This window comes from Nonomuraea sp. NPDC052116, assembly GCF_040680035.1.
GTDB lineage: Bacteria > Actinomycetota > Actinomycetes > Streptosporangiales > Streptosporangiaceae > Nonomuraea > Nonomuraea angiospora_A.
Genome location: NZ_JBFAWA010000032.1, coordinates 1 through 25,537 on the forward strand (window position 1 = coordinate 1; position 25,537 = coordinate 25,537).

Here is a 25,537-nt window from a genome sequence, read left to right on the forward strand (position 1 = left end):
CTGCACGCGGGCAAGGTGATCGCGAGCGTGACGCCGTACGACCCGCCGCTGCTGCGCTTCGGCACCAGCATCGTGACCACCCCCGAGCAGGTGGAGGCGGCGGCGGGCCGCCGGGTGCCACGGCAAGGGCGTGGGAGCGCGCCGCGGGCCGGACCGCGCCCCCCGCGGCACTGTCAGGTCTCCGCCACGCCCGCGCAGCCGAAGGTGGAGGCGGTGGCGACGCAGCCGGTGAAGCAGCTGACCGAGCTGGCGGAGCCGAAGCAGCCGTCGGCCGGGGCCTCGGTGCCGGCCGCGACCTCGAGCTCCTCGATGCTGAACTGACCGGCGGGCTTCGGGGGGAGCGGCGGCGTGGCCACACCTTCCGGGTACGCGATGCCGTACTCGACCAGCATCAGGCGAGGCTCGCGACCGTAACGGGTCTTCACGTCGTCCTCCGACCACGCGGCGGCGATCAGCCTGGCGAACTTCTTGCGGTCCTCGTCACCGAGAATGTAGAGGCTTTCGGCCATCGGGCCCACTCTCCTTCCGCCTCGGCTCGCAGCCGAGATCCGATGGGAGTGGCAGCGGGCATCTGGACTGCTCGCTGCCCCTTGTTGCAGGTCAAGCCTCGCCCGCCGGGCCCCTTCGCCGGTAGGAACAACTAACACGAACCCCTGTGACAACTGTCATGTGACACTTCCCTCAGGTGACGCCGGCGGGCGCGGGAGGACCCGAGACGCGAACGCGCCATCGAGTGTCAGCGGGACGTATCCGATACGGACGCACGTGGTTGTTGCGCCCGCGGTAGGGCGGTGAAGCGTCGGGTCGAGGTGGCGACGAGGAGTCCGAGTGCGGCGTAGGCCGCGCCGAGCAGGCTGGCGGCCGGCCATCCGGCGGCGCTGTAGGCCCAGGTGGTGGTGATCGCACCGAGCGCGGAGCCGAGGGAGTAGAAGGCCATGTAGGCGCCGATGACGCTGCTGCTCTGGTCGGCGCGGGCGTTGGTGAGCAGGTGCTGGCTGCTGACGTGAACGGCCTGCACGGCGAAGTCCAGGACGATGACGCCGGCGATCAACGGCCACAGCGACGACCCCGCTTGGGCGATCAGCAGCCACGAGGCTGTGAGCAGGGCCAGCGACCAGCCGGTGACCGAGGGCGCCAGGCCCCGGTCGGCCCATCGGCCGGCCCGGGCCGCGCCCAACGCCCCGGTGAGACCGGCGAGTCCGAACAGTCCGATCTCGGTGGTGCCCAAGTGCCACGGCGCGGCGCCGAGCGGGAGCGCCAGCCCGCTCCACAGCGTGCCGAAGGAGGCGAACAGGAAGAACGCGACCAGTCCCCGGCTGAGGAAGAGCCGGTCGCCGGCAACCAGACGACCCAGCGATGCCAGCAGCTGCCCGTACCGGGCTCGGGGGCGGCGGATGTCGGCCTCGAGGGTGAATCGGGCGGCGAGCGCGAGCATCCCGCAAAGTCCGGCGATCACGAGGTAGACCGTGCGCCAGTCGGCCAGCTCGCCCAGTGTGCCCGCGACCACCCGTACCGCGAGGATCCCGATGACCACGCCCGAGGTGACCGCTCCGATGTTGCGGCCGCGCTCGCCGATCGGTGAGACGGCGGCGACGTAGGCCACCGTGATCTGGACGACCACGGCGAACAGTCCGGCCAGGGCCAGGCCCGCGATCGCGACGCCACCGCTGGGTGCGACGGCGGCCACCCCCGCGCCTACCGCTGTGAGCAGCAGGTGCACCGTGATGAGCCTGCGGCGGTCGAACAGGTCACCGAGCGGCACCAGCAGCACCAGCCCCGCGAGATAGCCGATCTGGCCGGCGGCGACCAACCACCCCAGCGCTCCTTCCCCCAGCCCGAGGTCCTCACCCGCGGCCTCGATGACCGGCTGGATGCCGTAGATGGTCGACACCGCCACCGCGCACACCAGCGCGAGCACGGCCCGCTGCCTCCCGGTCAATCCTGACGACATATCACCCTCCATTAGGTTGCAAAATGCAACCTATCTGAAGGTAGGGCATACTGGTTTCATATTGCAACTCATCTTGGAGGGGGCCGGTGGACGTCGCACTCGCCGCGGGAAGCGCTTGGACCGACCCGGCCTGCCCGGTCGCGCGGACGGTCGACCTGATAGGCGACCGGTGGAGCCTGCTGATCATCCGCGACGCGATGGACGGGGCGACGACCTTCACCGAGTTCCTTCAACGGCTGGGGATCGCCCGCAACATCCTCACCGACCGGCTCCGCAAACTCGTCGAGCACGGCATCCTTGACAAGAGCGCCGCCGCTGACGGCAGGCGGCACACGTACCGGCTCACCGAAGCCGGGCTGGACCTCTTCACGGCCGTCGTCGCCCTCCGCCAATGGGGTGAGCGCCACGCCTTCGCCCCGGACGAGTCGCACTCCGTTCTCGTCGACGACCAAGGGCGGGAGCTTCCCGAACTTCACCCGCTCAGCCGAGACGGCGCACCGCTCTCCGCCGAGGCGTCACACGTTCGGAAAATCGCCTGAGCCCGGCCGCGCCAGAACCTTCCCGTCGAGTCCTGCAATCGATGCCCTCTATCAGCGCCAGTCTGCGGCCGACTCGCCTGCCTGTAACTGCAAAGCGTCGCTCCGGGCCTGCTCAAGGACGAAGACAGCCCCTCAAAGCCCTCACCGATCCCGCCCAACCACGACCGAGGGCACGACCACCACCGGCAGCGACGATCAACCTGCTGGGAACGACTCACTGTGTCACTTGGCCGGCATCGACGGCGTAGTGGAGTGCCGCCCGCATCAAGATTGGCGGACAGGTGGTGCGGGAGTCGAAGGGCAGCGGCCCGTACGGGTACGCCAAGTGACGGGTGACAAGCCCTGAGCGGCGCTGAACCACTGGCCGCAACCGGCGGGCAGACCGCCGGTTGCACTCGTACCGCCCCGCGTAACAAGCGATGAAGCCCTGCGAAGACTTCTCGACGATCAGACGTTGAACTCGCCGTGGGTGGCGCCGTGGAGGAACGCCTGCCACTCATCGTGGGTGAAGAGCAGCGCAGGGCCAGTCGGGTTCTTGCTGTCACGTACGGCTACGACATTCGGCAGGTTGGTTGCCACTTCGACACACTGGCCGGTATCGCCGCTGGCAGTCGCCTTACGCCACTCCGCTTGATCCAGGTTCACTTCGACCATTTCCTTATCGCATCCCCTATTGCCCGTTGCGAGACTGTTTGTGGGTGTGCGTCCGCTCTGATGCTGTCATATCTCACCTTGAGTTGCGCTACTGCATCATGATCGCCGGTGACGTTGCCCGACAGGATCGAGTCTGCCGACACCACCTCGGCGCCGTCGCGTAGACGGGCGAGCGCGAATGCGCTGATCATGCCGACCACGCATCCGGCCGCGACGGGCACCAACTGGATGGTGATGCGCGGGTGCTGCGACAGTTCTTGCAGGTAGAGAAGCTGATTCACGAGGACTGTCGGCCCTCCGATGGGACGATCGAGCACGCTCTCGTCGATCATGGCCAGGAACGCCGGAGGATTCGGCCCGTCGAAGATCTGCATGCGTCGCGTTCGTGCCTGAACTCGCTCCTCCACCCGGTCGGGAGGAGATGTCGTGGAAAAGATGGCTCGCGCATATTCGGGGGTTTGAAGCAACCCTGGGACCAGTAGCGGATCCCACGATTGAAGGATGACCGCCTGAGGCTCTATCTCCTCCACCCATCGCGCAAACCAGCCCAGGGTGGGTGACTGGGAGATTTGCTTGTATAGGTGCACGAAGTGGCCGTCAAGGTCGAGGGCTCGATCCGCCGCCCCTGCGAACTCGAGCGTTGGCGCTCGTCGCCCCCTTTCGATGTGGCTGATGAGAGAAGTATGACATCGCATTCGGGTGCTTAGCGATATTTGAGATAGTTTCGCCTTCTTTCGATAATGCTCAAGGTCGGAGGCGAAGCGTGCCCGCGGGGACATCTGATCGTTGGCGTCCACTCCCATTATCCAATCATCGCGCGACCCATGCTACGAGCAGGTGTATCGCGGCACTCAGCGATAGAGCGACAGATTTATGACAGACAATACAGCGTTCGTGTCTTCTTTTGTCGTCCGGTTTCGCGAGGCGAGGGCCCCGCTGGTCGCAAATATTGCCCATGCTTAGGTTCCACACAACCGTGCAAGACACGACTTCCGTCGTGTGCAGTGAGCGGATGCCTGAGTCCGATGCGGGGGTGGTCAGTGACATGGGCGCGTACGGCTCGGTCCATGGAGACACCTTGCGACCGGCGCCTCCAGACCCTGATCACATAATGAAAAAGAGTGCGGCTGTGGCCGGTAGATATGCCAGCAATCGACCCATGTCGGCGCGTGTCCACGGGGCCGCCTTCAAGGTCACGACATGAGCAGCGCGGCAGAGACAACGGCGAATCGGCATAAATGGATAGAGCTACCGGCCTTTCCGATATCCGTCTCGATCGCGCGCAAACACGTGATGCGAGTGCTGGCGGAGTGGGGGTGCGAAGAGCTGAGCGACGATGCCCGGCTCGTCACCAGTGAGCTTGTCACCAATGGTATAAAAGCGATCCAACCGAACAAAATCGTGCGGGAAGAAGAAGTCGAGACGCTCGGGATGTTCGCTGGATGGGATCGGCACGTGCGGGTCGGCCTTCACCGCAGGCTCAACGGCGTGGTCGTGGAGGTGTGGGATCCCAGTCGTGAACCACCGAGGGTGGGTCACCCCGGCACGTCGGAAGTAGGCCGGCCGTGGCCTACAGGTCGTCGAGATGACAGCTGCAGATTGGGGTTACCGCTGGCTGAAAACGGGCGGAAAGGTCGTCTGGGCCGTGCTGGAGGTCGGAGAACGAACTGGAGCGGTGGATGACGGACATTGAGGCCGTGGCCGGCGAGAAGGGCATGGCTGACTCCCCCAGCGGAGAGATGGACATGTGGCCGTGTCCCGGTCTGGCCCCTCACGTGCCGCGCCGGCCTGACGGCCGGACGTCGTTTCTCAAGTGGACGGCGGATAAGCCGACCCATAGCCGGACTCTTGAATACACATGCTCATGCCGCACGGTCGTTTACGAGTTCCTGGCATCCGGCGGCAACTACTGGATCCGGCGCACGGTCCAGACCACACCCCCGCGGGAGGCCTACGTAGGCCCGTGGCGCCGCAAGGTGGCTGAACGCATGTGGGCGTTGGTCCTGACGGGCGAGGCCAGCTTATGTGTCTCGTCTCGCTTCACAGACAGCAGGTCAGGCTATGCGAGCAAAGCCGTCCAAGCCCCGGGCCCGACCCCGTGGTCGCCCCTGCGGATGCTCTGTCGTCCCGGCCTTGCTCTGTTGTCCTGAGCCACCGACTTCAGTGGCCGACATGCCCGCCAGGCATTTCCGCCGAACGACCATGCCCATCCCCAGGCGTTCCAAGATGGCCTTCAGCTTCCTGACGTGCTCGCCGCCGGTTGCCGCACCATGAAGACGTCGACCGGGTCCTCGGTCTCCACCGTGAAACCGTGGCGTTCGTACAGCCGTTGTGCGGCGCTCCCCTGCAGGACGTTCAGCCGGACGGTCAGGCCTTCGGCGTCGGATCGCTCCAGCAGTTCGCGCAGCACGGCCGAGCCGAGGCCGCGGCCCTGGAGTTCCTGGGCGAGGTAGAAGTGCTCGAACCACCACGTGTCCTGGTCCGGGCGGAATGTCACGCAACCCGCGAAGTCGCCGTCCGTCTCGATGACCGACGTGTAGTCCGGGGAGAAGGCGTCCCGGAACCGCTGCCGGACCCGGTGCTCGTCGAAGCGGCCCAGCCGCTGCAGGTCCGGGCGCATGACCGACGCGCGCAGGTCCGCGATCGCCTCAACGTCTCCCGGCTCCGCGCGACGCAGCGTCCACGTCATCGGGTGGTCCGACCCGATCCCGTGCGTCGCGAACCCCGGCCGCCCCCCGTCTGTTGTCATGCGCGGGAGTATCCCAGAGGCCCGCCCGCGGGTCGGTGGCCGGGGGTGGCCGGTCGGACCCGCAAGCCGGGCGACCGAGGGTGGGGTGCAGGCCGGGGGCCGGGGTGGGTGAGAAATGGGTGGCAGGCGGCGGGTCGTGGGCGGTTGACTTAGCCGATCTTCGTCGGAGGGAGTTCCATGATCGTGGTCACCGGGGCGTCCGGGGCGCTCGGTCGTCTGGTCATCGACCGGTTGTCCGCTCGGCCCGATGTGGTGGCCGTCGTGCGCGATCCCGTACGGGCCCCGCAGGGTGTCCGGGTACGGCGGGGCGACTACGACGAGCCGGACAGCCTGCGCGAGGCGTTCGAGGGGGCCACGCGGCTCCTGCTCATCTCGTCGCCGGAACTCGACCCGGCGCGCAGGATCAAGCAGCACCTGGACGCGGTCGCGGCGGCGGCCGACGCCGGGGTCGGCGCCATCGCCTACACGAGCTTGCTGGGAGCGGGCACCGGCGCCACCGGCGCCACCGAGGCCCATCACGCCACCGAACGGGCCATCCTCGACAGCGGCCTGCCGTACACGCTGCTGCGCCACCCCTACTACGGCGACGCCTTCGTGCCGCAGGTCTCCGGCGGCGAGCTCGCCGGCAGCACCGGCGGGCGCGGGCTGAACACCGCTTTCAGGTCCGACTTGGCCGAGGCCGCCGTTCAGGTGCTGACCGGGGACGGGCATCTGGGGCGGGCGTACGACTTCACCGGGCCGTTGTGGACCTACCGGGAGGCGGCCGAGGTGCTGGGGGTGCCCTACCGGGAGGTGCCCGATGCCGGGCCGGGGCCGATGAGCTGGCTCAATGCGCAGGTACGGGCGGGGGCGCTGGAGTTCCAGAGCCCGGATCTGGTTCACGTGCTGGGCAGGCCCGCAGAGTCGATGCTCGATCGGCTGCGCGAGTAGCCCGCCTGACTCGGGCCACAAGTTTCGCCCAGGTCCCGCACGACCTTCTCCCGCCGAACTCCCGGGATCAGTCCGATCTTGCGGAGATTGAGGAGATCGAGGTGCGTGGAGCATGAACGGCGACGGCGGTGCCGAGCCGGTCGAGCGGCTGTGGCTCACCGCGCGGAGCACGGCGGTCAGCTCCCGCCGGACGTTCTCCTGACCGGCCATCGCCGACCGAAACAGAAAACCCTAATTCCCTACCAATTCAATTGACTTTAGGGGTGGGACGATCTACGTTTGATGGCGTGACGACGACGGCTCTGACCATCCGGGGTCACGTGGACTTCTGCCGCGTGGCCAGCGCGCTCTGTCCTTCCTTCCGAACACAGGCAATCCCTCTGACGGAAGGAAAAATCCCATGTCATCCCTGTCCATCATCCCCGTCGCCGGCCGGATAGGCGCGGAGATCTCCGGCGTACGGCTCGGCGGCGATCTGCCTGCCGACGTCGTCGCGGAGATCCGCCTGGCGCTGCTCGGCCACAAGGTGGTCTTCTTCCGGGGACAAGACCATCTCGACGACCAGAGCCAGGTGGCCTTCGCCCGGCTGCTCGGCGAACCGACCGCCGCGCACCCGACCGTCCCCTCGCTCGACGGGAACGACCACGTCCTCGACCTCGACTACCGCGACGGCCAGAAGGTGGATCGCTGGCACACGGACGTGACGTTCGTGGACCGGCCGCCGCTGGCGTCGGTGCTGCGGGCCGTCGCCGTTCCGGCGGCCGGCGGCGACACGCTGTGGACCAACACCGTGGCCGCGTACGACCACCTGCCCGCCGAGCTGCGGGACCTGCTCGACCGGCTGCGGGCCGTACACACCAACCAGCACGACTACGTCCGCATCGCCACCTCCGACGATCCAGAACGGGCGCGGGAACGCGCCGAGGCGTTCGCCTCCACGGTGTTCGAGACCGAGCACCCCGTGGTGCGGGTGCACCCGGAGACCGGCGAACGCTCGATCCTGCTCGGCGATTTCGCCAAGCGACTGGTGGGGCTGTCGGCGCACACGTCCGCCTCGCTCATCCGGCTGATCCAGGAGCACGTCACCGAGGTCGAGAACACCGTGCGCTGGCGCTGGGCACCCGGCGACGTCGCCATCTGGGACAACCGGGCGACGCAGCACCGGGTGGTGCACGACTTCGGCGACCGTCCGAGGCGGCTGCACCGGGTCACGATCGCCGGTGACGTGCCGGTGGGCGTGGACGGCCGGCCCAGTGTCGTGCTGAAGGGCGACGCGGCCGCCTACTCCCCGATCGCCGCCTGATCTCTGCTCCTTGTGCATGGCCCTGGCCTCGATGACGTGGCCAGGGCCATTCGCATGTCCGGGCCCTGGGGAACATGTCCGGGCCCTGGGGAACATGTCCGGGCCCTGGGGAAAGGGAACGGCCGCCCGGCGATGTGCCGGGCGGCCGTCGGTCGTTTCTCTACGGGTGGGCGATGAAGCGGCCGAAGCGGCCCTGGTGGTAGATGAGGGGACGGCCCGGGCTGTGCACCCTGGCCTCGGCGACCAGACCGACCACCAGGGTGTGGTCGCCGACGTCCACGGTCTCGTGCGGAAGGCAGATGAGGTGGGCGGAGACGTCCTGGAGCAGGGGCGCGCCCAGGGGGCCCGGACGCCAGCGGGTGGGCTCGGCGAACCGGTCGATGTCCTTGCGCGCGAACCTGGCGGCCAGCTCGGCCTGGTCGCTGGCCAGGACGTTGACCGCGAAGTGGTCCGCGTCGCGCAGCCAGGGCCAGGTGGTGGAGGACTGGTCGACGTAGAACGAGACCAGGGGCGGGTCAAGGCTGACGGAGGAGAAGGATGTCGCCGTCAGCCCGACGGGGATGCCGTCGTTCTGAGCGGTGATGATGACGACCCCGGCGGCGTGTACGGCGAGCGCCCGGCGGAACCCGTCGGCGTCGACCGCACTCCTCTCCGGCTCTTCCGGGGCCGGGCGCGTCGCAGGCACCGTCGGCGCCTCGAACGCGTGCCCATTGCGGAGGTCGGGGGCGGCCCGGCTCCCCGATGCAAGCGACGGGTCCGAACCCGGGCGAGGGTCCTGGGTCGGGCGAGGGTCCCTTCCCGGGCGGGGGTCTGAGGTGCGGCGGGCGTCCCGGGCCTGGCGGGCCTCTCTGGCTCGGCGGGCCTCCCGGGCGGCCACCGTCTCCGTCACGAAAGCGCCCCTTCCTTGAGTACAGCGGTCACCTGCGGCGCCACACGATCGGCCCACCCCGCCACCACCTCTCCCAGCTCCGGAATCTGCGACTCCAGCACCGCCAGTCCCGGTGTCGGCACGAAGGCGCCCAGTTCCACCAGCAGCGGGCGCAGGTGCACCTCCACCGCCAGCGCATGCTTGGGATCCCCCATGACCAGGAGCGGCAGCGCCGCCGTGCCCGCCAGCGCGTCCGGTGGCAGGCGGTCGAGGAACGACTTCAGCAGCCCCGTGTACGTGCCCTTGTAGGTGGGGCTCGCCACGACGACGATGCTCGCGCCGGTCACCAGTTCCAGGGCCGCGCGCACGTCGGGGTGTGCGACGGGCGAGAGCAGGTGGGGCGCGAGGCCCGACAGGTCCACGACCTCGTACGCCTCCGAGACGGCACCCAGGCGGTCGCCGACGGCCTGGGCGGCGGAGGTGGCCACCGAGAGGGTGCGGGAGCCGGGCCGGGGGTTGCCCACGAGGGTCACGACGCTCATCGCGCCACCGCCACTTCGCCCCGAGCAGCCCGCCCGGCGGCGTAGCGGGACGGGGGTCTGGGCAGGCCGTAGTTCTCGCGGAGCGTGCGCCCCTCGTACTCGTACCGGAACAGGCCCCTGATCTGCAGCTCCGGCACCACGTGGTCGACGAAGTCGCTCAGGCCGCCGGGCAGGATCGGCGGCATGACGTTGAACCCGTCGGCCGCGCCGGCCAGGAACCATTCCTGGAGCTGGTCGGCGATCTGCTCCGGCGTTCCCGCGACCACCCGGTGACCCCGGCCGCCCGCCAGGCGGTTGAGGAGCTGCCTGACCGTGAGGTTCTCGCGCCTGGCCAGGTCCACGACGAGCTTGCGGCGGCTCTGCGCGCCCTCCGTCTCCACGGGTACGTCGGGCAGGGGCCCGTCCAGCGCGTCCTCGGTGAGGTCGATGCCGGTCATGTGGGAGAGCTGCGCCAGCCCGTACGCGGGGATGATCAGGTCCTCCAGCTCCTTCTCCAGCCGCAGCGCCTCGCGCTCGGTCGAGCCGATGATCGGCGAGATGCCCGGCAGGATGAGCACGTCCTCGTGCCGCCGCCCGTAGGCGGCCAGCCGCCGCTTCAGGTCGGTGTAGAACCCCTGCCCTTCCCGCAGGGTCTGCTGGGCGGTGAAGACGGCCTCGGCGTAGCGGGCGGCGAAGTCCTTGCCGTCCTCCGAGGACCCGGCCTGGACCAGGAGCGGGTGGCCCTGGGGCGGGCGGGAGGTGTTCAGGGGGCCGCTGACCGAGAAGTGCTCCCCCGCGTGCTCGATCGGGTGGATCTTGCCGGTGTCGGCGTAGTCGCCGGCGACGCGGTCGCCCAGGATCGCGTCGTCCTCCCAGCTGTCCCACAGCTTCCGCGTGACCTCCAGGAACTCGCCGGCCCTGGCGTAGCGGTCGGCGTGCGAGGGTCGGACGATGCCGAAGTTGCGGGCCTCGGCCTCGCCGGCGGAGGTGACGATGTTCCAGCCGGCCCGGCCGCCGCTGATGTGGTCGAGCGAGGCGAACTTGCGGGCCACGTGGAAGGGCTCGTTGTATGTCGTCGACACGGTGGCGATGAGCCCGATGTGATCGGTGACGGCGGCCAGGGCCGACAGCAGGGTCAGGGGTTCTAGGCCGCCGAGCGCGTTGTGCCGGACGTTACCGTGCAGGGCCACGCCGTCGGCGAGGAAGACGGAGTCGAGCTTGCCGCGTTCGGCGATCCTGGCGAGCTCCTGGTAGTGGCGGACGTCGGTGAGGCGGGCGGGTTCGGTTCGGGGGTGTCTCCAGGCCGCCTCGTGGTGGCCGACGCCCATGAGGAAGGCGTTCAGGTGGAGCTTTCTCGTCAAGTGGTCCTCCAGGTGGAGAAGCGGCGCTCGACGCCGACCAGGAGCAGGTTGAACAGCAGGCCGAGTACGGAGATCGTGATGATTCCCGCGTACATGTCGGGGATGCGGAAGCTGGACTGGGTGTCGAGGATGAGATACCCGAGTCCGGCCTTGGCGCCCACCATCTCGGCGAAGAGCAGGACGAGGATCGAGTACGCGCCCGCCAGCCGCACCCCGGTGAAGATGGTGGGCACGGCGGCGGGCAGGATCACCTTCTGGAACAGGCGGACCGGCCCGAGGCCCATCGACCTGGCCGACTTGATGAGCAGCGGCTCGACGGTCTTCACGCCGCTGATCGTGTTGAGCAGGATCGGCCACGCGCACGCGTACAGCACGAAGGTGACCTTCGTCGTCTCCCCGATGCCCAGGATCAGCGTGAACACCGGCAGCAGCGCCACCGCCGAGGTGTTGCGGAACAGCTCCAGCAGCGGGGTGAGGAAGTCGGCGACGGGCTTGTACCAGCCGATCAGCAGGCCGAGCGGGATCGCCAGCACGATGGCCAGGCCGAAGCCGGACAGCGAGCGGGCGAGGGACGCCTCGAGGTGCTCGGGGAGCCGACCGCCGACGAGGAGGTCGTACCAGGCGACGAGGTTCTCCGAGAGCGGCGGGACGAAGACGGGGTCGACGACGCCGAGCCTGGGCAGCACCTCCCAGGCGGCGAGGAGGAGCAGGATGGCGGTGGAGTTCGTGACCGCCCGCCTGAGCCACCGCCCGCCGGAAAACCGCCGACGCGACGGCTCCGTCAAGGCCAAAGCCGAGGTCGGAGCCGGGGTCGGAGCCAGGGTCGGGGCTGGGGCGGCCTCGTCGTACTGGTGGACGTCGCCGGGGAGCAGTTTCTGGTCAGCCACGACTGGTCGCCACCTTCCGCTCCAGCACCTGCGCCGCCGCGACCTCTTCCCGCAGCAGCCCCCACACCCGGTGCCGGTATTCCCCGAACGCCGGATCCGCCCGCAGATCTCCCTCGCGCGAGGCGAAGCGCACGTCGATGACCTCCTTGATCCGCCCCGGCCGGGAGGTCATGACGGCGACCCGCTGCCCGAGGTAGACGGCCTCGTCGATGCCGTGCGTGATGAACACGACGGTCTTGCCGGTCTGCTCCCACACGTGCACGAGCTCCTCCTGCAGGGACTCGCGGGTCTGCGCGTCCAGGGCGGCGAACGGCTCGTCCATCAGCAGCACGTCGGGGTCGAACGCGAGGCTGCGCGCGATGGCCACCCGCTGGCGCATGCCACCGGACAGCTCGTGCGGATAGCGCTCCTCGAACCCGGTCAGCCCCACGAGCGCGAGGTGCTCGCGGGCCTGCCGCGCCCGCTCCTTCCTGGGCACGCCCTTGGCCTCCAGCCCGAACTCGACGTTGGACTGGGCCGTGCGCCAGGGGAACAGCGCGTACTGCTGGAAGACGATGCCCCGGTCGAGCCCGGGCCCGGTCACCCGCGCGCCGTCGATGAGGATCTCCCCGGACGTCGGCGTGGTCAGCCCGGCGATGAGGTCGAGCAGGGTGGACTTGCCGCAGCCGCTGGGGCCGACGAGCGTGAGGAACTCGCCCTCGCGCACGTCGAGGTCGATGCCGGACAGCGCGGTGAACGGCTGGTCGGCGTCCCTGACCTGGAACGTCTTGGCCACGTTCCGGATGCTGATCTTGGTCATGACCCGCTCCCGCCGGCATAGGGGTTGAACTCGTTGGTGTAGAGGTCGGAGACCTTGACCTGGCCGGGCTTGATCTCGCCCTCGCGCTCCAGCCAGCCGGTCCAGGTCTTGAACTCCTGGTCGGCGATGACACCGCCCTTGGCGGCGATGCCGGTGCTCTTCCAGAAGCGCACGGCGTCGGCGCTCTCGTTGCGGCCGCGCTCGGCGATGATCTGCTGGAACTTGGCGACGACCTCCTCGCGCGAGTGGGTTTGCGCCCACTCGATGGCCTTCGCGAAGCCGGTCACGAACGTCTTGACGGTGTGGGGGTTGGCGGCGATGAAGTCCTCGCGGAGCACGACGGACCCGGCGGTGAACGGGCCGAACAGGTCCACGTCCTTGAACAGGGGGCGCAGGCCGCCGCGCTCCAGCGCCTTGTCCCTGAGCACGCCGCCGAGGGTGCCGACGTCGAGCTGCCCCTGGCGCAGGGCCTGCTCGGTGTTGACCGGCGGGATCACCACGAGCTGGACCTGCTTGACCTCCTCGGGCGTCAGCCCTTCGCGCTTGAGGTACTCCTTGATGACGGCCTCGTGGTGGGCGCCGAGGGTGTTGACGCCGATCTTCCTGCCGATCAGGTCCCGGGCGGACCTGATCGGGCTGTCCTGTTTGACGTAGTAGCCGTTGTAGGTGGCCTGGTCGGAGCCGTAGTAGCCGATCACGGCCTTGATCGGCGCCTTGGCGGCCTTGAGCTTGACGATGGCGCCGTTGAAGGCGCCGCCGAAGTCGGTCTGCCCGGTCGCGGCCGACTGGATGTCCTGGGGGCCGGAGGTGGTGTTGCCGACCCACTTGAGCTTGACGTCGCCGAGATAGCCGAGCTCCTCGGCCAGCTCGGGGAAGGTGACGTTGCCGGCGCTGCCCTGGTAGCGCAGCACCTTCACCTCTTGTTGGGGGTTCGCCTGGGCCGTGCCGCAGGCCGCCAGGACGGCGGACATCAAGGCGGCCAGGAGGGCATGTCTGGTCTTGATCACGTTGTTTCCTCTGAGGGGAGAGAGGGGGGTTCAGCGGTACGTGATCAGCGACACTGCGCGCTGGCGACGTGGCCGAAGTCCACGTGCGGGCGCCGGGTCAGGTAAAGGCCCATGGCTACGAAACTACGTTCCCCGGTCCCTAAAGTCAACTTTTCCTACTGGACATACATGAATTACCGCCAGGCGTCCGCGAGCAGCTCATACGAGCGGACGCGGTCGGCGTGGCCGTGCGTGATGGTGGTGATCAGCAGCTCGTCGGCCCCGGTGACCCGCTGGAGCACCCGCAGCCCGTCCGCCACCGCCTCCGGGTCTCCCACGAACTGGGTGTCGAGGCGGTCGGCCACCAGCTTCCTGTCCTCCTCGCTCCACGCGTGGGCGTCGGCCTCCTCCGGAGTGGGGTACGGCATCGCACCCTGCCCGGTGCGGATGCTGCGTACCCACAGGCCGTAGGGCTTGGCCAGCTCCCGCGCCGTGGCCGCGTCCCGCGCCACGACGACGTCGGCGGACACGATCACGTACGGCTCCTCCAGGACGTCGGACGGCTTGAACGCCTCCCGGTACGCCTCCACCGCCTCCAGGACACTCGCCGGGCTGACGTGGTAGTTGGCCGCGAACGGCAGGCCCCGCTCCCCCGCCACCTGAGCGCTCTGGCCGCCGCTGCTGCCCAGGATCCACACCTCGACGTCCGCGCCCTCGCCCGGGATCGCATGGGCGCTCCGCCCGTCGGCGGAGGTGTGGGTGCCGGCCAGGAACGCCTGGACGTCGTCGAGCTGGTCGGCGAAGTCCGGCGTCTCGGCGCCGGGCTGCTGGAGGAGGGAGGCCTGGACGGCGAGGTGCGGCGCCGCCCTGATCAGCGCGGAGAAGTCGAACGGGGGCGGGATGAGCAGCCCGTCCACCACCCTCGCCTCGGAAGGGGGAGGCTCCGGGGGACGTTCCGAGGGACGGGCGAGCTCGGCGCGGCGCTGGCCGGAACGGCCGAGGCCCAGGTCGATGCGCCCCGGATGGGCCGCGTCCAGGAGGCCGAACTGCTCCACCACCGCCAGCGGCGTCTGGTGGCCGAGCTGCACCGCCCCCGAGCCGACCCGGATCCGGCCGGTCGCCGCGGCCACCAGCCCGATGAGGACGGCGGGAGCCGAGCCGGCCACGCCGGGCGCGAAGTGGTGCTCGGCCAGCCAGTACCGGTGGTAGCCGAAGGACTCGGCCCGCCGCGCCAGGTCGATGGTGTTGCGGATCGCGTCCCGGGCGGTCCCGCCGGAGGGGATCGGCGCCAGGTCGAGGATGGACAGGGGGACCGTCATGAGGAGCCTCCAGGGAACGGGAACGGCCTGCTGGGTATCTCCTTGCGCAGCACCGGAGCGATGTCCGACTGGAACAGCTCCAGCGCCGAGCGGTGCTGCGCGTCCGTCAGCCCGTCGGCGTCCGCGTGCAGGTGCATCACCTCGTGCCCGAACCGGTCGTGGTAGCGGTGCACCTTGTCGATGATCTGCTGCGGGCTCCCGACCAGGATGGAGCCGCGCTCGATGGCGTCCTCCAGCGAGTGGAAGACGAGCGGCGCGCCGTACCGCTTGAAGGTCTCCTGGCGGGCCTCGAAGATCGGCCGGTACGTCTCGACGGCCTCCTGCGAGGTCCTCGCGGCGTAGTAGCCCGCGGTGCCCGCTCCGACCAGGGCTTCGGCCGGGTCGTGCCCGTAGTGCGCCCACCGCTCCCGGTAGTGGTCGATCAGCTCGGCGTAGGGCTCGATGGGGTTGGTGACGTTCGCGGAGAAGAGCGGGTCGCCGAAGCGCGCGGCCAGGTCCACCGACTCCTTGCTGGTGGCGCTGCCGTGCCAGACGCGCACCGGCCGCTGGAGCGGGCGCGGCCAGGTCTCGGCCTCGGTCAGCGACGGCCTGAATTGCCCTTCCCAGGTGACCTTGTCCTCCCGCCACAGCCTGCGGAACAGCTCGTACGACTCGCGGTTGCGCTCCCACTGGTCCTCGGCGGTGACGTGGAAGAGCTGGGCCTGGGCGGCGCCGTTCCCCTTGCCGATGATCAGTTCGAGCCGCCCCCCGGACAGGTGGTCGAGGGTGGCGTAGTCCTCGTACGCCCGGACCGGGTCCAGCAGGCTGAGCGTGGTGACCGCGGTGAACAGCCGGATGCGGGAGGTCCGGGCGGCGATGTGGCTGAGCACCACGGGCGGCGAGGAGGAGATGAACGGCCGCTCGTGCCGCTCCCCCACCCCGAACCCGTCGAACCCGAGCTCCTCGGCCAGGACCGCGTTGGAGACGACCTCGCGGAATCGCTCGTTGGTGGACGTGCGGCCGTCATGAACGATCAAGGTGATGGCCAGAAATTTCACGCAATGTCAGCTTTCTGGGAGGCGTAACGGTTGATCGCGCGCGGCAGGCCGAGGTGCCCGCGCAGGGTGGCGGCCTCGTACCGGTTCCTGAAGGCGCCGCGCCGCCGCAGCTCGGGGACCAGCTCGCGGGTGATCGCCGCCAGGTCGTGCGGCACGGCGCCGGGCCGCAGCCGGTACCCCTCGATCCCGGCCTCCTGCCAGTCCAGCAGCAGGTCGGCCAGCTCGGCGGCGGTCCCGATGAAGGTGTACGCGTCCGATTCGGGCGGCTCGGCGAGCCCGTCGAGCCGGTCCTTCCGGTCGGCCGCGTCGTCGCCGACGTGGACGAGCAGGTCGGCCAGGATCCTGAGCGGGTGCCCGTCCCTGGGACGGCTCCTGACCTGCTCGACGATGTCCCGCGCGTGGTCACGGCTGTGCGGGGTGACGAAAACGACGTCGGCGGCGCGGGTGGGCAGCTCGTACGGCACCGGCGACCCGCCGTGGTCGAGCACGGTCACGACCGGCTGCCCCTGCGGCGGCCTGGGCGTGATCGACGGCCCCTTGACGGAGAACCGGGATCCGGCGAAGTCGATGTAGTGGAGCTTGTCCCGGTCGACGAACCGGCCGGTGGCCACGTCGCGGATCTCGGCGTCGTCCTCCCAGCTGTCCCACAGCCGCCTGGCCACCTCCACGGCGTCGGCCGCCTCCTCGAAGAGGTCCGCGATGAGCCCCCGGGCCCGCTCGTCGGGCTCCCACCGGCCCGCCGTGTCCCGTTTGGGGATGAGCGCCGGGATCTCCCTGCGGCCGAAGTGGGCCGCCTCCCAGGCGCGGGCCGAGACCTGGACCCGCCAGCCTGCGCGCCCCTTGCTGACATGGTCCAGGCTCGCGATGCCGACGGCCACGTGGAACGGCTCCGTGTGCGTCGTCGTGGCCGTGGGCACCAGCCCGATGCGCGTGGTCAGCGGCGCGAGCGCCGCCGCGAGCAGCACCGCGTCGAACCGGCCGCGCACCTGGTCGGTGCGGTCGTCGGGCCCGTCGAGGCCCGAGGACTGCAGGCCCAGGGCGTCCTCGATGGTGACGAAGTCGAGCAGCCCGCGCTCGGCCTCGGCGACCAGCCCGGCCCAGTGGCGGGCGGTGAACAGCTCCCGCGCGTTGACGGCGGGGTCCCGCCAGGCGGCGGGATGCCAGCCGGCGCCGTCGAGCGCGACGGCCAGGTGCAGGGGTGGCCGCGTCATGCCGCGCCTCCCAGCCCGAGGTGGTCGCGGAGCGTGGCGCCCTCGTAGTCGGTACGGAACACGCCGCGTTCCTGCAGCAGCGGCACCACCTCGGCCACGAAGTCGTCCAGCCCGCCCGGCGTGAGGTGCGGGACCAGGATGAACCCGTCGGCGGCGTCCGTGCGCACGAACTCCTCGATCTGCGCGGCCACGGTCGCGGGCGAGCCCACGAACGACTGCCGCCCGGTCATGTGGATCACCAGTTCGCGGATGCTCAGCTCCTTCTCCTCGGCCACGGCCCGCCATCGCGCCGCCACGGCGACCCGGTCGGCCACCTGCACCCGGCCCTGGGAGACGCCCTGCTCGACGGCGGGCTCCACGTCGGGCAGCGGTCCTTCGGGGTCGTAGGCGGACATGTCCCGGCCCCAGATCTGCTCCAGGAAGGCGATCGCGGTCTGCGGCCCCACCTGCTGGCGGCGGATCTCGGCGGCGCGCTCGGCCGCCTCGGCGTCGGTGTCGCCGAGCGCGAACGTGGCCGCCGGCATGATCTTGAGCTGGTGGGGCTGCCGCCCGTACGTGGCCAGCCGGCGTTTGACGTCGGCGTAGAAGGCCCGGCCCTCCTCCAGCGTGCCGTGGCGGCTGAAGATGACGTCGGCGTTGGCCGCGGCGAACTCCCTGCCCTCGTCGGAGTCCCCCGCCTGGATGACCACGGGGTGGCCCTGCGGGCCGCGCGGGACGTTGAAGCGCCCCTCGACGGTGAAGTGGCGGCCCCGGTGGCTGACCGCCGCGACGGACCCGGACCGCAGGAACCGCCCGCTCTCCTGGTCGGCGAGCACGGCGTCGGGCCGCCAGGAGTCCCACAGTTCGCGCGACAGCCGGACGAACTCCTCGGCCCGCGTGTAGCGCTCGGAACGATCCAGGTAGCCGCCGCGGCGGAAGTTCTCGCCGGTGAAGGCGTCGGAGGTGGTGACCACGTTCCAGGCGGCCCGGCCCGCGCTGAGGTGGTCGAGCGTGGCCAGCCGCCTGGCCAGCTCGTACGGCTCGTTGAAGGTGGCGTTGACGGTGGCGGCCAGCCCGAGGCGCTCGGTGACGGCGGCGAGCGCGGCCAGCACGGTGAGCGACTCGGGGCGGCCGACCACGTCCAGGTCGTGGATGCGGCCCTTCAGCTCGCGCAGCCGCAGGCCCTCGGCCAGGAAGAAGAAGTCGAACTTGCCCCGCTCCGCGGTGCGGGCCAGGTCGGCGAACGACTCGAAGTCGATCTGGCTGCGGGAGCGGGGGTCGGTCCAGACGGTGGTGTTGTTGACGCCGGGGAAGTGCGCGGCCAGGTGGACCCGCTTCATGCGACCTGCTCGGTCATGATGTGCTCCTTGGCTCAATACCCAGTTAAACAGTAGGAAAACTGGGTATCGCTGTCAACGGAGCGCGGAAGCAGGCAGTGGGATCGCGGGGAACGGATTGTCGGGCAGCAGGATGACGCGGCGCGGATGGTCGGCCTGACCTGCGGCGTCGAGGTGAAGGAGAGCGGCGCCGATGCCGGCCGCGCCCACCATGTAGCCGGTGTCGGCCGTCACCTCGCCCGGCCGCAGCCGCCGGTACGCCTGGTACCAGCGGTAGCCGCGCCCGTCGTGGTCGGTGGCCCGGCCGATCAGGTCGGTGGCGAGCCCGCGGGCGTACTCCAGATGGGACTCCTCCCCCGTCGCCGCCCACAGCCCCACGAAGAACTCGATGAGCCCGGCCGTCCCGCAGCACTGGCAGGCCACGTTCCAGTAGCCCTCGGTACGGCGGCGCGGCACGCCGCTCTTGACGATGCCGCTGGCCAGCCGCTCCACCCACTCCAGGTCGCCGGGGTCGCCCCCCACCCGGTACAGCTCGTAGAACATCCTGGCCACGCCCGCGGAGCCGGAGCAGAAGCCCAGGTAGTGCAGCTCCCTGGCGTGCGGCACGTGGTGCGGCACGACCGCGCAGCCGCCGGCCACGACGCTGACCTCGCGGACGAAGGCCGCGCCGCTGCGCGCGGCGAACAGGAAGCGCTCGTCGCCGGTCACCCCGTACAGGCGGGCCAGCAGGAACGCGGTCCCGGCCGTGCCGGCGAGGAAGCCGGGCGTGACGGCGTCCACGGGCAGGTCGGCGCAGTCGCCGAACCGGTGCCCGGGGACGGGCAGCCGGGCGATCCGCAGGCCCGCCTCGACGGCCGCCTCCTCGTACGCGGGCACGCCGAGGTGGGCGGCGGCCCGCAGCAGCCCGAGGATGACGCCGCCCTCGCCGCGCTGCGCGGGATCCCGCGACCACCCGACACCGCCCTCGGACTCCCGGCCCCGGCGGACGATCACGTCCGCGATGGCGGCGGCCTCGGCCTCGAACGCGCCGTCGCCGAGCACCCAGCCCGCCTCCATGAGCGCGACCATCGTGCCGGTCAGCCCGTGGTAGAGGGAGACGTCGTCCTGCTCGCGCCAGGTGGCGGCGAGCCTGCGGGCCCCCTGCCCGGCGTCCTCCAGGTACGCCTCGTGGCCGGTGGCCGCGGCCAGTTCGAGGAAGAACAGCACGACGCCCGCCGCCCCCGAGTAGAGGGACGAGGGCTCGGAGGTGACCGCCGACCCGCCGTGCGGATCGGGATTGGCCAGCCAGCGCCTTCCGTGCTCGTCGTCGGCCGCGGCGGATCTGATCCATCGCCCCGCCAGGATGGCGGCGGTCAGCGGGGAATCGGCTCGGGCGCTCGACGCGCGGATCCTGTCCAGACTCACCCGTCCAGTATCCCACACATTTGGTAGGAAATTCAGGAAAGCCGGGGAACAGCCGCGACCAGTTCCCGCGTGTACGCGTGCCTGGGGCGGGTGAACACCTCCGTCACGTCGCCCTCCTCGACCACCCGGCCGTCCTTCATGACCAGGACCCGATCGCTGACGTGGTGCACCACGCCGAGGTCGTGGCTGATGAACAGCATGGCAGTACCGTACTCGGCCTGGATCTCGGCGAGCAGGTCCAGCACCTGGGCCTGGATCGAGACGTCGAGGGCGGAGACCGGCTCGTCGCAGACCAGCACGTCGGGGCGGGGGCCGAGGGCCCTGGCGATGGCGACGCGCTGCCGCTGGCCGCCCGACAGCTCGCGCGGGTGGCGGCCGGCGACGCCGGGCGGCAGGCCGACGCGTTCGAGCAGGTCGAGCACCCGCGCCCGGCGCTCGGCCGCGGGCAGGTCGAGCGGCTCGGCGACCAGGCGGCCGACGGTGTGGCGGGGGTCGAAGGAGTCGAGCGGGTTCTGGGAGATGAGCTGGATCCGGCGGCGGAGGGGGCGGCGCCGGCGTTCGGGCACGTGGCTCCACGGGCGGCCGTGCAGGGTGACCCGGCCCGCGTCGGGTTCGAGCAGGCCGAGGGCCAGGCGGGCCAGGGTGGTCTTGCCCGAGCCCGACTCGCCGACGACGCCGAGCGTCTCGCCCTCGCACAGGGTGAACGAGATGTCGTCGACCACCCGGCGCGGCCCGTACGACCTGGACAGGCCGGTGCCGGCGAGCACCGGCGCCGACGGGTCCGGCGTGCGGCGCGGCAGCGGCGCGGTGGACAGGGCGGTGGACAGGCGGGTGCCCCGTGAGGCGGCCGACGGGACGGCGGCCAGCAGCGAGCGGGTGTAGTCGTGCGCGGGCGCCGACAGCACGCTCCCGGCAGGGCCCTCCTCGACGACGCGGCCGTCCTTCATGACGAGGATGCGGTCGGCGATCGAGGCCACGACGGCCAGGTCGTGGCTGATCAGCAGCAGCGCGCAGCCGGCGGCCCGGCGCTCGGCCAGCAGCCGCAGGATCTGGGCCTGCACGGTGACGTCGAGCGCGGTGGTCGGCTCGTCGGCGATGATCAGCTCGAGTCCGGCCGCGATGGCCGAGGCGATCAGCACCCGCTGCCGCAGCCCGCCGGAGAGCTGGTGCGGGTGCTGCCCGGCACGCAGCGGCGGATCGGGCACGCCGACCGCGTCGAGCAGTTCGAGCGTCCTGTCGCGGCGCCGTGCTCTCGGGACGACGTCGTGGACGGCCAGCACCTCGCCGATCTCGGCCCCCACGGTCCGCAGCGGGTCGAGGGAGACCAGCGCGTCCTGCAGCACCAGCCCGGCGAACCCGCCGCGCAACCCGCGCCACTGCGCCGGTCCGAAGCCGAGCGCGTCCCGGCCGCCGACGCTGAACGCGGCCGCCCGCACGGTGGCGCCCGGCCCGGCCAGGCCGAGCAGCGTGCGGGCCGTGACGCTCTTGCCGGACCCGGACTCGCCGACGACGGCCACGCACTCGCCGGGAGCGAGCGACAAGGAGAGGCCGCGCACGACCTCGGTCCCGCCGAAGCTCACGCGCAGGTCCTCCACGGCGACCAGGGTGGCGACGGTTGGAGGGGAGGCAAAGGTCGTCATGGGGTTCTCCCCTCGAAGCGGCGTTGGAGCCGGCGGCCGACAACGGTGAGGCTGACCACGGTCAGCATGATCGCGACGCCCGGGAACAGCGCCTCCCACCAGGCGACCCGCAGGTAGTTGCGGGCCTCGGAGAGCATCGCGCCCCATTCGGCGGCCGGGGGCTGCGGGCCCATGCCGAGGAAGCTGAGCCCGGAGGCGGCGATGACGGCCTGGCCGAGCCCGATGGTGGCCAGGACGGGGATCGGCCCGAGCACGTTCGGCAGCACGTGCCCGGCGGTGATCGCGGCTCTGGACCGGCCGAACGTGACGGCCTGCTCGACATATCCGGCGTGGCGCACCACGAAGGTCTGGGCGCGGATGACGCGGGCGTAGTTGGGGATCTGGGCGACCGCGATGGCGAAGATGACGTTGCCCGTGCCGGGGCCGGTGACGGCGATGACGAGCAGGGCGAGCAGCAGCTCCGGCAGGGTGGACAGGACGTCGAACGACCTGGCCAGCGCCTCGTCCAGCCACTTCGGCGACAGCCCGGCGGCCAGGCCGAGCAGCACCCCGGCGGCCACCGCCAGGGCCGTCGCGGTGACGCCGATGCTGAGCGAGTGGCGGGCGCCGTGGACGACCCTGGACAGCACGTCGCGGCCGAGGTGGTCGCTGCCGAACCAGTGCGCGCCGCCGGGCGGCGCGAGCGCGCTCACCGGGTCGGCCGCCAGCGGGTCCACGCCGGTCAGCAGCCCGGGTGCGGCCACCGCCACCGCCAGCAGGACGAGGAACGCCGCGGGCGCGAGCAGCGAGCGCGACGAGGTCACGGCCGGCCTCCGATCCGGGGGTCGATGGCGCGGTAGGCCAGGTCGAGGAGGGTGCTGATGGTCACGTACACGATGGCCGACAGCAGGACGACGGCCATCACCACCGGCATATCCCGGCCGGTGACGGCCTGCATCGCCACCTGCCCGAGCCCCGGCCGGCCGAAGAGCACCTCGGTGATGACGGCCCCGCCGAGCAGCGTGCCGGTGAACCACCCGGCCAGCGTCACGGCGGGGATCAGCGCGTGCCGGAGCGCGTGCCTGGCCACCAGCCGCGGCTCGCTCAGCCCGCGGGCCCTGGCCGTGACCGCGAACGGCTGCTCCAGCGCCAGCTCCAGGCCGCCGCGCAGCACCTGGCCGAGCACGCCCGCGATCGGCAGGCCCAGCGCGAGCGCGGGCAGCACGAGCGCCTGCGGCCCGGACGCGCCCGACACGGGGAACCAGCCGAGCGTGAACGAGAACACCGCCAGCAGCACCAGCCCGATCAGGAACGGCGGCACCGACACCGAGACCAGCTCGGCCGCCGAGGCCGCGCCGCGCAGCCACCGGCCCCGCCCGGCGGTCACGACGGCGATCACCCCGGCGAGCGACACCCCGACCCCGGCCGCCGCCAGCGTGAGCTGCAGGGTCGGGCCCAGCTGGGTCGACAGGATCTCGCCGACGCCGAGCTGGAGCTGGTACGAGCGGCCGAGGTCGCCGTGGAGCAGCCGCCACAGGTAGGACACGTACTGGACGACCTCCGGCCGGTCGAGCCCCCATTCGGCGACGATCCGCGCCCGGATCCCGGGGGTGTCGGGGCCGTCGCCTACCAGGATGTCGATGGTGTCGCCCGGCGCGAGCAGCAGCGCGACGTACGAGGCGCTGGCCGCCGCCCAGAGCACGGCGAGCCCGGCGAGCACACGCTTGACGACACCCCTGACCCGGGCTTTGACGGCGTCCCTGTCGCGGGCTTTGACTGCGTCCCCGCCGCGGGCTTTGGCGGCGTCCCTGCCGCGGGCCGTCACCGGCTGTCCGGTCATGTGCCGATCCGGACGTCGTACGCACTGCGCGGCGTGCCGGAGCCGGCCTCGAAGCCCAGGCCCTGGACGCTCTTCTGCGCCGCGATCTGGTCGGCGGGCACGTAGACCGGGAACACGATCGCCTTGTCCTTCACCACGGCCCGCTGCACCTTGGCGTACAGCTCCCTGCGCTCGTCCAGGGAGGCGGAGGCCGCGGCCGCGGCCAGCCACTTCTCCACGTCGGGGTCGGAGAAGCCGGTGCGGTTGATCGGCCCCTTGCGCGGCAGGATCAGGTTGAGCGCGGCGCCCGCGTCGGCGTCGCCGCGGGAGTTCTCGAAGATCTCGTACTCCCCCTCGGTGTAGGCCTTCTGCGCCGTCCCCTGGTCCACGATCTTGACCTGGAAGTCGATCCCGGCGCTCTGCTTGACCTGCGCCTGGATGGCCTGGGCGAGGATGTCGCGGCGGTCGCGGACGAACGGTGCGGAGGCGACGGAGCGCACGGTGAGCCGCCTGCCGTCCTTGATCCGGTAGCCCTGGGCGTCGCGCTGCTTCCAGCCGGCCGCGTCGAGCAGGGCGTTGGCCTTGGCGGTGTCGCCGCCGAAGGCGCCCTCCAGCGAGGCGTCGTAGAACGGCCCGCCCTTGGTGACGACGCTCCACGCCCTGGTGGCGGTGCCCTGGTAGACGGCCTTCAGCACCGCGTCCACGTCCACGGCCTCGCGGAACGCCTCCCGTACGCGCTGGTCGTCGAAGGGGGCGTGGGCGGTGTTGAAGTAGTAGGAGAAGGAGGTGCCCGAGTTGAGCGAGGTCTGGTACGTCAGACCCGGATCCTGCTTGATCATGGCGGCGTCGGTGGCCGGGACGCCCTCGATGACCTGCACCTGCCCCGAGGTGAGCGCGCCGACGCGCACCGCCGCCTCCGGCAGGAACCGGTACGTGATCCGCGACAGGTAGGCCGGCCCCTGATGCCCGGACCCGGCGGGCGGCCACTTGTAGTCCAGGTTGCGCCGGTAGCGGATCTCCTGGCCCCGCACGTACGACTCCAGGATGAACGGCCCGGTGCCGACCAGGTCGGGCCCGCCGGACTTGAGGTCCTTGGCCGCCTTCAGCGACTTCGGCGAGACCTGTCCCGCGAGGGGCGAGGCGAGGAAGTCGAGGAAGAGCGCGTCCGGCTCCTTCAGCGTGATCTCGACGGTGGTCGGCGACTTCACCTCGGCCTTGGCGAAGGACTTGAGCTGGATGGAGGCGATGCCGGGGTTGTAGCCGGGCACCAGGAACTGCTCCAGGTTCGCCTTGACCGCCGCCGCGTCGAACTTCGTGCCGTCGTGGAAGGTCACGTCGTCGCGTAGTTGCAGCGTGTACGTCAGACCGTCGTCCGACACCTTCCACGACTTGGCCAGCCAGGGCTGGAACGTGCCGTCCTTCTGGCGCGAGAGCAGCGCGTCGAACTGGTTGAACACGAGCAGCCGGACCTTGTTCTGGCCCCATTGCTGGGGGTTCAGGGTGAGCGGCTGGGTCTCGATGGCCCAGGTCAGGGAGGTGTCCTGGGTTTGCTGGGCGGGCTGCTGAGAGCCGCAGGCGGTCAGGGAGACGACGAGGACGAAGGGGGCGATGCCCTTGAGTCTCTTCACACGCATTCCTTGGGGCCGAGGCATTACCTAGCTAAACGGTAGGTAATGCATGAATGCCTGTCAACGCCCTCTCGATAGGCTTGATCCCCACGGACTCGAAGGAGCCAGCCCGATGATCTTCATCACCGCCAAGTTCCGCATCCTGCCCGAGCACGCCGACCGCTGGCCGGAGATCGTCGCCGACTTCACCGAGGCGACCAGGGCCGAGCCGGGCTGCCTGTGGTTCGACTGGTCGCGCAGTGTCGAGGATCCGGTGGAGTACGTCCTGGTGGAGGCGTTCCGCGACGGCGACGCCGGGGCGGCGCACGTCCAGTCGGCCCACTTCAAGCAGGCCCAGCAGACGCTGCCGCCCCACCTCGCCGAGACGCCGCGCATCGTGAACGCCACCGTCCCGCAGGACGACTGGTCCCTGCTCGGCGAACTGGCCGTCCCGGACCGCGATTAGGAATGCCCTGAAGATCTTGGCGACCTTTTCAGGCTCGGGCCATGATGGGCCGTCGGCTGGTTCCGGCCGGGCCTGGGGTATGGGTCGGCCGGTCAACGGGCGCCCTTCGGTGCCGCCGGCGCTGCCGTCCATCGCCCGCTTCGCGTGGCAATCGCGCCCACCTGCGCAGGGGCGGCATCAAGAAGGGCCAG

The 25,537-nt window shown here is 70.7% G+C and carries 25 protein-coding genes; 4 read left to right on the forward strand and 21 right to left on the reverse strand.

The genetic code is table 11. The annotated features are described in order from the left end of the window. Positions 1-173 precede the first annotated feature (173 nt). Together AB0L65_RS44850 and AB0L65_RS44855 are read right to left on the reverse strand one after the other, a co-directional pair. Positions 174-509, reverse strand: a complete 336-nt coding sequence (locus AB0L65_RS44850; RefSeq protein WP_364259284.1) for a thiocillin family RiPP — start codon at positions 507-509, stop codon at positions 174-176. 227 nt (positions 510-736) lie between these two features. Continuing rightward, positions 737-1,951 (reverse strand): MFS transporter, encoded by a 1,215-nt coding sequence (locus AB0L65_RS44855; RefSeq protein WP_364259287.1) that lies wholly within the window; start codon positions 1,949-1,951, stop codon positions 737-739. Positions 1,952-2,037: 86 nt separating this feature from the next. Between AB0L65_RS44855 and AB0L65_RS44860 the strand changes: the two genes are divergently transcribed. Continuing rightward, a complete protein-coding gene (locus tag AB0L65_RS44860; protein WP_364259290.1) occupies positions 2,038-2,490 on the forward strand; it encodes a helix-turn-helix domain-containing protein in 453 nt (150 codons plus the stop codon). 447 nt (positions 2,491-2,937) lie between these two features. Here AB0L65_RS44860 and AB0L65_RS44865 read toward each other — a convergent pair whose 3' ends face one another. The 4 genes from AB0L65_RS44865 to AB0L65_RS44880 all read right to left on the reverse strand — a co-directional run bounded on the left by AB0L65_RS44865 (position 2,938) and on the right by AB0L65_RS44880 (position 5,893). Next, positions 2,938-3,144, reverse strand: a complete 207-nt coding sequence (locus AB0L65_RS44865) for a DUF397 domain-containing protein (RefSeq protein ID WP_364259293.1) — start codon at positions 3,142-3,144, stop codon at positions 2,938-2,940. After that, the gene (locus AB0L65_RS44870; protein ID WP_364259296.1) at positions 3,132-3,947 is read right to left on the reverse strand and encodes a helix-turn-helix transcriptional regulator; all 816 of its coding nucleotides are present in this window, start codon (positions 3,945-3,947) and stop codon (positions 3,132-3,134) included. Before AB0L65_RS44870 ends, AB0L65_RS44865 begins: the two co-directional genes overlap by 13 nt. 445 nt (positions 3,948-4,392) lie before the next feature. Next, positions 4,393-4,617: a hypothetical protein gene (locus tag AB0L65_RS44875; protein WP_364259299.1), complete on the reverse strand. Its 225-nt coding sequence runs from the start codon at positions 4,615-4,617 to the stop codon at positions 4,393-4,395. A gap of 760 nt (positions 4,618-5,377) precedes the next feature. Beyond that, positions 5,378-5,893 (reverse strand): GNAT family N-acetyltransferase, encoded by a 516-nt coding sequence (locus AB0L65_RS44880; protein WP_364259302.1) that lies wholly within the window; start codon positions 5,891-5,893, stop codon positions 5,378-5,380. Between the two features lie 177 nt (positions 5,894-6,070). Here AB0L65_RS44880 and AB0L65_RS44885 point away from each other — a divergent pair, with 177 nt between their 5' ends. Both AB0L65_RS44885 and AB0L65_RS44890 read left to right on the forward strand, forming a co-directional pair. Then, positions 6,071-6,823, forward strand: coding sequence for an NAD(P)H-binding protein (locus AB0L65_RS44885; protein WP_364259305.1), 753 nt, complete (start codon positions 6,071-6,073; stop codon positions 6,821-6,823). Positions 6,824-7,223: 400 nt separating this feature from the next. Beyond that, complete coding sequence (locus AB0L65_RS44890) at positions 7,224-8,126, forward strand: TauD/TfdA family dioxygenase (RefSeq protein ID WP_364259308.1); 903 nt, start codon at positions 7,224-7,226, stop codon at positions 8,124-8,126. 160 nt (positions 8,127-8,286) lie between these two features. Here AB0L65_RS44890 and AB0L65_RS44895 read toward each other — a convergent pair whose 3' ends face one another. The 15 genes from AB0L65_RS44895 to AB0L65_RS44965 all read right to left on the reverse strand — a co-directional run bounded on the left by AB0L65_RS44895 (position 8,287) and on the right by AB0L65_RS44965 (position 24,907). Next, positions 8,287-8,811, reverse strand: coding sequence for a flavin reductase family protein (locus AB0L65_RS44895; protein WP_350736894.1), 525 nt, complete (start codon positions 8,809-8,811; stop codon positions 8,287-8,289). A 200-nt stretch (positions 8,812-9,011) separates the two neighbouring features. Continuing rightward, a complete protein-coding gene (locus tag AB0L65_RS44900; RefSeq protein ID WP_364259311.1) occupies positions 9,012-9,536 on the reverse strand; it encodes an NAD(P)H-dependent oxidoreductase in 525 nt (174 codons plus the stop codon). Next, positions 9,533-10,876, reverse strand: a complete 1,344-nt coding sequence (locus AB0L65_RS44905) for an LLM class flavin-dependent oxidoreductase (RefSeq protein ID WP_364259314.1) — start codon at positions 10,874-10,876, stop codon at positions 9,533-9,535. Before AB0L65_RS44905 ends, AB0L65_RS44900 begins: the two co-directional genes overlap by 4 nt. Beyond that, positions 10,873-11,763 carry an ABC transporter permease gene (locus tag AB0L65_RS44910; RefSeq protein ID WP_364259317.1) on the reverse strand — a complete coding sequence of 297 codons (891 nt, stop codon included), beginning with the start codon at positions 11,761-11,763 and terminating at the stop codon, positions 10,873-10,875. The genes AB0L65_RS44905 and AB0L65_RS44910 overlap by 4 nt, the downstream gene beginning before the upstream one ends. Next, on the reverse strand, positions 11,756-12,562 hold the full coding sequence (locus AB0L65_RS44915; RefSeq protein ID WP_364259320.1) for an ABC transporter ATP-binding protein: 807 nt from the start codon (positions 12,560-12,562) through the stop codon (positions 11,756-11,758). The genes AB0L65_RS44910 and AB0L65_RS44915 overlap by 8 nt, the downstream gene beginning before the upstream one ends. Then, the gene (locus AB0L65_RS44920) at positions 12,559-13,569 is read right to left on the reverse strand and encodes an ABC transporter substrate-binding protein (RefSeq protein ID WP_364259323.1); all 1,011 of its coding nucleotides are present in this window, start codon (positions 13,567-13,569) and stop codon (positions 12,559-12,561) included. Before AB0L65_RS44920 ends, AB0L65_RS44915 begins: the two co-directional genes overlap by 4 nt. Before the next feature lie 173 nt (positions 13,570-13,742). Beyond that, positions 13,743-14,867: an LLM class flavin-dependent oxidoreductase gene (locus tag AB0L65_RS44925; RefSeq protein WP_364259326.1), complete on the reverse strand. Its 1,125-nt coding sequence runs from the start codon at positions 14,865-14,867 to the stop codon at positions 13,743-13,745. Further along, positions 14,864-15,895 carry an LLM class flavin-dependent oxidoreductase gene (locus tag AB0L65_RS44930; protein WP_364259676.1) on the reverse strand — a complete coding sequence of 344 codons (1,032 nt, stop codon included), beginning with the start codon at positions 15,893-15,895 and terminating at the stop codon, positions 14,864-14,866. Before AB0L65_RS44930 ends, AB0L65_RS44925 begins: the two co-directional genes overlap by 4 nt. A gap of 5 nt (positions 15,896-15,900) precedes the next feature. Beyond that, positions 15,901-17,115 (reverse strand): LLM class flavin-dependent oxidoreductase, encoded by a 1,215-nt coding sequence (locus tag AB0L65_RS44935; RefSeq protein ID WP_364259329.1) that lies wholly within the window; start codon positions 17,113-17,115, stop codon positions 15,901-15,903. After that, complete coding sequence (locus AB0L65_RS44940; RefSeq protein WP_364259332.1) at positions 17,112-18,434, reverse strand: NtaA/DmoA family FMN-dependent monooxygenase; 1,323 nt, start codon at positions 18,432-18,434, stop codon at positions 17,112-17,114. Before AB0L65_RS44940 ends, AB0L65_RS44935 begins: the two co-directional genes overlap by 4 nt. Positions 18,435-18,506: 72 nt before the next feature. Then, positions 18,507-19,835, reverse strand: coding sequence for a lanthionine synthetase LanC family protein (locus AB0L65_RS44945; RefSeq protein WP_364259335.1), 1,329 nt, complete (start codon positions 19,833-19,835; stop codon positions 18,507-18,509). A gap of 32 nt (positions 19,836-19,867) precedes the next feature. Then, positions 19,868-21,475, reverse strand: a complete 1,608-nt coding sequence (locus AB0L65_RS44950) for an ABC transporter ATP-binding protein (RefSeq protein ID WP_364259338.1) — start codon at positions 21,473-21,475, stop codon at positions 19,868-19,870. Further along, a complete protein-coding gene (locus tag AB0L65_RS44955) occupies positions 21,472-22,278 on the reverse strand; it encodes an ABC transporter permease (RefSeq protein WP_364259341.1) in 807 nt (268 codons plus the stop codon). Before AB0L65_RS44955 ends, AB0L65_RS44950 begins: the two co-directional genes overlap by 4 nt. After that, on the reverse strand, positions 22,275-23,294 hold the full coding sequence (locus AB0L65_RS44960; RefSeq protein WP_364259344.1) for an ABC transporter permease: 1,020 nt from the start codon (positions 23,292-23,294) through the stop codon (positions 22,275-22,277). Before AB0L65_RS44960 ends, AB0L65_RS44955 begins: the two co-directional genes overlap by 4 nt. Next, positions 23,291-24,907, reverse strand: a complete 1,617-nt coding sequence (locus AB0L65_RS44965) for an ABC transporter substrate-binding protein (protein ID WP_364259346.1) — start codon at positions 24,905-24,907, stop codon at positions 23,291-23,293. Before AB0L65_RS44965 ends, AB0L65_RS44960 begins: the two co-directional genes overlap by 4 nt. 106 nt (positions 24,908-25,013) lie before the next feature. Here AB0L65_RS44965 and AB0L65_RS44970 point away from each other — a divergent pair, with 106 nt between their 5' ends. Further along, on the forward strand, positions 25,014-25,346 hold the full coding sequence (locus AB0L65_RS44970; protein ID WP_357745995.1) for a putative quinol monooxygenase: 333 nt from the start codon (positions 25,014-25,016) through the stop codon (positions 25,344-25,346). The last annotated feature ends 191 nt before the right edge of the window (positions 25,347-25,537 follow it).

What these genes read in the sequence shown, in the direction of transcription:
- AB0L65_RS44890 (WP_364259308.1), top strand. Translation starts at nt 7,224, where the DNA reads ATGTCATCCCTGTCCATCATCCCCGTCGCCGGCCGGATAGGCGCGGAG.
- AB0L65_RS44940 (WP_364259332.1), bottom strand. Translation starts at nt 18,434, where the DNA reads ATGAAGCGGGTCCACCTGGCCGCGCACTTCCCCGGCGTCAACAACACC.
- AB0L65_RS44950 (WP_364259338.1), bottom strand. Translation starts at nt 21,475, where the DNA reads ATGACGACCTTTGCCTCCCCTCCAACCGTCGCCACCCTGGTCGCCGTG.
- AB0L65_RS44885 (WP_364259305.1), top strand. Translation starts at nt 6,071, where the DNA reads ATGATCGTGGTCACCGGGGCGTCCGGGGCGCTCGGTCGTCTGGTCATC.
- AB0L65_RS44870 (WP_364259296.1), bottom strand. Translation starts at nt 3,947, where the DNA reads ATGGGAGTGGACGCCAACGATCAGATGTCCCCGCGGGCACGCTTCGCC.
- AB0L65_RS44855 (WP_364259287.1), bottom strand. Translation starts at nt 1,951, where the DNA reads ATGTCGTCAGGATTGACCGGGAGGCAGCGGGCCGTGCTCGCGCTGGTG.
- AB0L65_RS44965 (WP_364259346.1), bottom strand. Translation starts at nt 24,907, where the DNA reads ATGCGTGTGAAGAGACTCAAGGGCATCGCCCCCTTCGTCCTCGTCGTC.
- AB0L65_RS44850 (WP_364259284.1), bottom strand. Translation starts at nt 509, where the DNA reads ATGGCCGAAAGCCTCTACATTCTCGGTGACGAGGACCGCAAGAAGTTC.
- AB0L65_RS44865 (WP_364259293.1), bottom strand. Translation starts at nt 3,144, where the DNA reads ATGGTCGAAGTGAACCTGGATCAAGCGGAGTGGCGTAAGGCGACTGCC.
- AB0L65_RS44925 (WP_364259326.1), bottom strand. Translation starts at nt 14,867, where the DNA reads ATGACGGTCCCCCTGTCCATCCTCGACCTGGCGCCGATCCCCTCCGGC.
- AB0L65_RS44915 (WP_364259320.1), bottom strand. Translation starts at nt 12,562, where the DNA reads ATGACCAAGATCAGCATCCGGAACGTGGCCAAGACGTTCCAGGTCAGG.
- AB0L65_RS44900 (WP_364259311.1), bottom strand. Translation starts at nt 9,536, where the DNA reads ATGAGCGTCGTGACCCTCGTGGGCAACCCCCGGCCCGGCTCCCGCACC.
- AB0L65_RS44960 (WP_364259344.1), bottom strand. Translation starts at nt 23,294, where the DNA reads ATGACCGGACAGCCGGTGACGGCCCGCGGCAGGGACGCCGCCAAAGCC.
- AB0L65_RS44880 (WP_364259302.1), bottom strand. Translation starts at nt 5,893, where the DNA reads ATGACAACAGACGGGGGGCGGCCGGGGTTCGCGACGCACGGGATCGGG.
- AB0L65_RS44970 (WP_357745995.1), top strand. Translation starts at nt 25,014, where the DNA reads ATGATCTTCATCACCGCCAAGTTCCGCATCCTGCCCGAGCACGCCGAC.
- AB0L65_RS44935 (WP_364259329.1), bottom strand. Translation starts at nt 17,115, where the DNA reads ATGACGCGGCCACCCCTGCACCTGGCCGTCGCGCTCGACGGCGCCGGC.